At 70.8% G+C, this 895-nt stretch carries 2 protein-coding genes; both read right to left on the reverse strand.

Going from position 1 to position 895, the window contains the following annotated elements; all coding sequences use genetic code 11:
- Positions 1-290 (reverse strand): hypothetical protein (locus tag BHQ40_RS24800; protein WP_435593940.1); only part of this gene is annotated, 290 nt, incomplete at its 3' end.
- Between the two features lie 62 nt (positions 291-352).
- A partial coding sequence (locus BHQ40_RS24805; RefSeq protein WP_070158317.1) for a uroporphyrinogen-III synthase occupies positions 353-895 on the reverse strand: 543 nt, incomplete at its 5' end.

Below are 895 nucleotides of genomic sequence, written 5' to 3' on the forward strand. Positions count from 1 at the left end.
TGCGTCCCGGCGTCGAGCGGGCGCGCGGCGGCGAGCGCCTGGGTCCGTTGCGCCACGGCCACGCTGGGAAGGTGCGTGGCGGCCGGCTGTGCCGGCGTCCATAGGCGAGAAACATAGGGGAAGGCCCATGCGGCCAGCGCGGCGCCGGCGATGAAGGCGATACCGACGAGAATCAGGATGAGGGTATTGCGATTCCTGCGCGGCTGAACGGGGACAGCCGCTGCATGGGGTTCCGCCATGTCGGCCGGAGTCGCTGCGGGAGCGGTGACGGGCCTATCCTCTTCGTTCATCGCCACTCAGCCCCTGATTCCCTGGCCCGGACTCCCTGGCCCTGACTTCCGTTCCCCGCCAATCATTCGCACAATCCGGCGGCAAGAGCCAGTAGCGCCGCATCGTCCGGCCGGGCGGCGGCGTGGCCGCTGGCCCAGCCCGTCCCCGCAGCCTCCAGCGCGGCGGGGCTGATCGCGGCGATGTGCAGCGTGGCGCGGACGGCGGGCGGGACGAGATCGGCAAGCCGCTGCCCGGCGCGGGGAGAGTGGATGAGGATGACGCCGCCGGGGACGAGATGCGGCGCGAAATCGGCGGCGTGACCGCTCTCAACCGAGGCATAGACGCTGGCCGAAGTGACGCGCAGATCGCCGGGATCGAAGGTGCGGATGTCGCGGCCGGAAATATGGAGCACCCATTGATGGCCCCGGTCGGCGATCATCGCCGCCAGTTCCTGCACGCCGCGCGCGCCTACATGCACCGGCGCAAAACCGGCGGCGCGAACGGCGTCCGCCGTCACCTCGCCCACGGCATAGGCGGGCAGATGGCGGTAACGGTCGAGCTGCGGCCCGGCGAGGCGCGCGCCATTGGCGCTGGTGAACATGACGGCATCAACGAAATGCGGCTC

It is taken from the genome of Sphingobium phenoxybenzoativorans (assembly GCF_001757355.1).
Classification (GTDB): Bacteria; Pseudomonadota; Alphaproteobacteria; order Sphingomonadales; family Sphingomonadaceae; genus Sphingobium; species Sphingobium phenoxybenzoativorans.